This is a genomic window from Chamaesiphon polymorphus CCALA 037, assembly GCF_003003845.1.
Taxonomy (GTDB): Bacteria; Cyanobacteriota; Cyanobacteriia; order Cyanobacteriales; family Chamaesiphonaceae; genus Chamaesiphon; species Chamaesiphon polymorphus.
In genome coordinates, this window is record NZ_PVWO01000378.1 from 1 (window position 1) to 5770 (window position 5770).

Annotated in this window: 2 protein-coding genes; one reads left to right on the forward strand and one right to left on the reverse strand. The window is 46.9% G+C overall.

Going from position 1 to position 5770, the window contains the following annotated elements; all coding sequences use genetic code 11:
• On the reverse strand, positions 1–2402 hold a 2402-nt coding region (locus C7B77_RS22200; protein WP_146138451.1), incomplete at its 3' end, for an esterase-like activity of phytase family protein.
• 966 nt (positions 2403–3368) lie between these two features.
• Here C7B77_RS22200 and C7B77_RS22195 point away from each other — a divergent pair.
• Positions 3369–5770 (forward strand): esterase-like activity of phytase family protein (locus C7B77_RS22195; RefSeq protein ID WP_146138451.1); only part of this gene is annotated, 2402 nt, incomplete at its 3' end.

Genomic DNA, 5770 nt, shown 5'->3' on the forward strand with positions numbered 1-5770 from the left:
AGCAAGGCTAGATCGACAGTCCCCGCTCGGAGCAAGGTATCATTACCCTGGATGACAGTAGTTAGTTTGGTCAGATCGTCGCCGATGCCCGGAATGCCGGAGATTTTGAGCGCGTCGGTACCAATTTTAAAGTCAGTAATTGTATTGATACTAGTCGGCAAAGTTGTCACGGCGAGGATAAAAGTATCCTTACCATTACCACCCGTGAGTGTATTGTTACCCAACCCCGCAAAGAAGGTGTCGTCACCCTCGCCACCCAACAGGCGATCGTTGGTAGCGGCAAATAAGCGATCGTTGCCAGTTCCGCCATCCAATTCGTTGCCACCTTTACCGTCGGTAGCATCGAGGATATCGTTACCGCCTTCACCAAAAAGTCGATCGTTTGTCCCAGCATATAGCTCGTCGGCACCTTCACCAGCATAAATCTGATTGTTGCCACCACTAATACTGACATCGATGACGTTATTGCGGCTATCGCCGATAATCCGAGTATTGGATTCTTTAGCACCGAGCAATAGATCCGCCGGATCGGTAGCGGTGATGATTTTGGTGCTAATAATTCCCGTCACGGGGAGATTTTTGGATAGCTCTAGCAGCCCTAATTTTTCGGGTACTTTGCTCCCTGGCGCAACGTTAAAATCGTTGTCATTAATTAAGGCGAGCGTATTGGGTGCGACTAATGCCAAACCTTCGAGTTTTTCGACTCCGGTATAGCCCAATTGCGCTGCATTCGCGATGAGGCTTTTGCTGACGGGGGCAATTTTGGCAGTAGTTAATTCGGCGGGGGTGAGTTGTTCGATCGTTTTACCCGCAGGCAATGTAAAGTTGGCGGGGTTATTAATATTAGTCGCTGTTGCGAGATCGATTTGGTAGATCAGCTTATTCGAGGCAGTTGTCGCGAGATCGTCGCGTTCGACAACGGCAAATTTACCACCACCGAGCGAAACAGCATCGCCGAGTTTGTCGGTTTTGGCGTTACCAGTACCCGTAATATCATCGAGCAGGTAGAGATATTCACCAGTGACTGCTTTAGTTGCGGTATCGAATTCTAAAATACGGACAGTGCGAGAAGCTCTGGAAACCGTATCGCCAGCATTATCTGGATTATCGATCGGACTTTGCATGAAGGCATAGAGCTTGGTACCTTCGATCGCGACTGCTTCAAAACCCCGATTGCTGCGGCGTTGAGCGTAAACTTCGGGCAATACTTCGGTGCCAAAGTCGATCGCGACTAGATCGATCTTCGCCGCGCTGGTACCTTTGGGGATAAACCTGTCGAGCAGTTTACCATTGGTGTCGAATCGATAAATTGCGGGGCGATATTCGTCTACCATCCAGTAGTTACCATCAGAGCCGATGACGATGCCTTCGACGTCTGCACCGAGCGGATCGTTGGGTAAAACTTTGCCATCGAGATCGACACCAATTTCGTCGGTATAGGCTAACCCATTCCCCCTAGCTTGGAGGTTTGGCAATCCGGTGAGTGGTGTCTTACCATCGGCTCTAAATAAGCCCGTGCGCTTGGTAATATTAATCTCGCCAGAGTTACGATTGAGTTCAAAACTGACGATTTCGGGTTGAAAAGTTGGTAATAAAAAGGGACGATTGGCACCAGTCGGCTCGCCATTTGGGCCGCGATCGGTATGGGTAATAAATTTGAGGTTACCATTAGCGGCAATCCCTTGGAAATATAACCCCGAAAAACCACCGAGGAATAAATCTTGCCCTTTGGAAGTCGTACCTAGCTTGGGTAGGTTGGTAAAGTCATAGCTCGTCACATTGCTACCTGCATTATTGGGTGCGGTAGGATTGACGGCGACGGTGTTGCTATTAAGGCTACCTGGCTCGGTATTTTTGAGTAGAGCTAGTTGTTGCACACCAAAGCTAACGGTAGCGTCAGAGCCAGATTTGGCAATGGTGAGATCGCTAAATTGGCTAACGCCAGCGAGGTTAACCCTAATCGTGTCGTTTAATCGATCGAAATCAGTAATGGTATTGGGTGTTGTGGGGACATCGACATTGGCAACCCAAAAGACATCTTTGCCCGCGCCACCTGAAATCGTATTGCCACCCTGTCCGCCATAAATCTTGTCATCGCCAGCATCGCCAGCAACCGTATCGTTGCGATCGGCATAAATAGTATCGTCACCATCGCCACCAGAAAGGGTGTTGGAGCCATTACCATCGGATGTGAGGCTATCGTTACCTGCCTCGCCTTCTAGTCGATCGTTGGTGTAAGCATACAACTCATCATTGCCATCTCCACCACGGAGAGTATTGTTGCCATTACCAGCTAACGCGTCTAAGTAGTCATTTCCGGCTAAACCCAACAAGGTGTCATTGCTTTTGCCAGCGTCAATAAATAATACATCATCGTTATTAGTCCCATTAACTATGCCCATTAAATTCTCCCTTAATTAATCTGTATAGAACACGGATGATTTTTTGCCGAACTACTGTTGTGTAGCGAAGATTAACTTTCTTGTCAGAACGAGCGATTAAAAGAAGACAGCGCGATTGCCGTCGAGCTAATATACTGTCATAAACTGTCAACTCATAGTCATTTATTCTGTCAAGAGTAGGCGAGCACCTTAGCTGAAATATATCTTTCGATATTGTCAGTGGAATTTTATCACTGGTTTTATCATTTGAGCATTAAATTAAGCTAGTTTTAAAATTAAGATATGGTTAAGGATAAATAGATTTAACTTTAACTATCGGCGATCGAACGTGGGGATCGATAGCCATTTAATCGATAAAAACGTTCGACACAAAAGGGAATAGGATGCTATATCTTTCGATAGCATCCTATTTCTACTAACTAATACCAAACCTGGTTTGTACGACCTATGAAACTTGCCCTCACCCCCAACCCCTCTCCCAAGCTTGGGAGAGGGGTTGGGGGTGAGGGCAAGTTTCATAGGTCGTACAAACCAGGTTTGGTATTAGTTAGTAGAAATAGGATGCTATCGAAAGATATAGCATCCTATTCCCTTTTGTGTCGAACGTTTTTATCGATTAAATGGCTATCGATCCCCACGTTCGATCGCCGATAGTTAAAGTTAAATCTATTTATCCTTAACCATATCTTAATTTTAAAACTAGCTTAATTTAATGCTCAAATGATAAAACCAGTGATAAAATTCCACTGACAATATCGAAAGATATATTTCAGCTAAGGTGCTCGCCTACTCTTGACAGAATAAATGACTATGAGTTGACAGTTTATGACAGTATATTAGCTCGACGGCAATCGCGCTGTCTTCTTTTAATCGCTCGTTCTGACAAGAAAGTTAATCTTCGCTACACAACAGTAGTTCGGCAAAAAATCATCCGTGTTCTATACAGATTAATTAAGGGAGAATTTAATGGGCATAGTTAATGGGACTAATAACGATGATGTATTATTTATTGACGCTGGCAAAAGCAATGACACCTTGTTGGGTTTAGCCGGAAATGACTACTTAGACGCGTTAGCTGGTAATGGCAACAATACTCTCCGTGGTGGAGATGGCAATGATGAGTTGTATGCTTACACCAACGATCGACTAGAAGGCGAGGCAGGTAACGATAGCCTCACATCCGATGGTAATGGCTCCAACACCCTTTCTGGTGGCGATGGTGACGATACTATTTATGCCGATCGCAACGATACGGTTGCTGGCGATGCTGGCGATGACAAGATTTATGGCGGACAGGGTGGCAATACGATTTCAGGTGGCGCGGGCAAAGATGTCTTTTGGGTTGCCAATGTCGATGTCCCCACAACACCCAATACCATTACTGATTTCGATCGATTAAACGACACGATTAGGGTTAACCTCGCTGGCGTTAGCCAATTTAGCGATCTCACCATTGCCAAATCTGGCTCTGACGCTACCGTTAGCTTTGGTGTGCAACAACTAGCTCTACTCAAAAATACCGAGCCAGGTAGCCTTAATAGCAACACCGTCGCCGTCAATCCTACCGCACCCAATAATGCAGGTAGCAATGTGACGAGCTATGACTTTACCAACCTACCCAAGCTAGGTACGACTTCCAAAGGGCAAGATTTATTCCTCGGTGGTTTTTCGGGGTTATATTTCCAAGGGATTGCCGCTAATGGTAACCTCAAATTTATTACCCATACCGATCGCGGCCCAAATGGCGAGCCGACTGGTGCCAATCGTCCCTTTTTATTACCAACTTTTCAACCCGAAATCGTCAGTTTTGAACTCAATCGTAACTCTGGCGAGATTAATATTACCAAGCGCACGGGCTTATTTAGAGCCGATGGTAAGACACCACTCACCGGATTGCCAAACCTCCAAGCTAGGGGGAATGGGTTAGCCTATACCGACGAAATTGGTGTCGATCTCGATGGCAAAGTTTTACCCAACGATCCGCTCGGTGCAGACGTCGAAGGCATCGTCATCGGCTCTGATGGTAACTACTGGATGGTAGACGAATATCGCCCCGCAATTTATCGATTCGACACCAATGGTAAACTGCTCGACAGGTTTATCCCCAAAGGTACCAGCGCGGCGAAGATCGATCTAGTCGCGATCGACTTTGGCACCGAAGTATTGCCCGAAGTTTACGCTCAACGCCGCAGCAATCGGGGTTTTGAAGCAGTCGCGATCGAAGGTACCAAGCTCTATGCCTTCATGCAAAGTCCGATCGATAATCCAGATAATGCTGGCGATACGGTTTCCAGAGCTTCTCGCACTGTCCGTATTTTAGAATTCGATACCGCAACTAAAGCAGTCACTGGTGAATATCTCTACCTGCTCGATGATATTACGGGTACTGGTAACGCCAAAACCGACAAACTCGGCGATGCTGTTTCGCTCGGTGGTGGTAAATTTGCCGTTGTCGAACGCGACGATCTCGCGACAACTGCCTCGAATAAGCTGATCTACCAAATCGATCTCGCAACAGCGACTAATATTAATAACCCCGCCAACTTTACATTGCCTGCGGGTAAAACGATCGAACAACTCACCCCCGCCGAATTAACTACTGCCAAAATTGCCCCCGTCAGCAAAAGCCTCATCGCGAATGCAGCGCAATTGGGCTATACCGGAGTCGAAAAACTCGAAGGTTTGGCATTAGTCGCACCCAATACGCTCGCCTTAATTAATGACAACGATTTTAACGTTGCGCCAGGGAGCAAAGTACCCGAAAAATTAGGGCTGCTAGAGCTATCCAAAAATCTCCCCGTGACGGGAATTATTAGCACCAAAATCATCACCGCTACCGATCCGGCGGATCTATTGCTCGGTGCTAAAGAATCCAATACTCGGATTATCGGCGATAGCCGCAATAACGTCATCGATGTCAGTATTAGTGGTGGCAACAATCAGATTTATGCTGGTGAAGGTGCCGACGAGCTATATGCTGGGACAAACGATCGACTTTTTGGTGAAGGCGGTAACGATATCCTCGATGCTACCGACGGTAAAGGTGGCAACGAATTGGATGGCGGAACTGGCAACGATCGCTTATTTGCCGCTACCAACGATCGCCTGTTGGGTGGCGAGGGTGACGACACCTTCTTTGCGGGGTTGGGTAACAATACACTCACGGGTGGTAATGGTAAGGATACTTTTATCCTCGCCGTGACAACTTTGCCGACTAGTATCAATACAATTACTGACTTTAAAATTGGTACCGACGCGCTCAAAATCTCCGGCATTCCGGGCATCGGCGACGATCTGACCAAACTAACTACTGTCATCCAGGGTAATGATACCTTGCTCCGAGCGGGGACTGTCGATCTAGCCTTGCT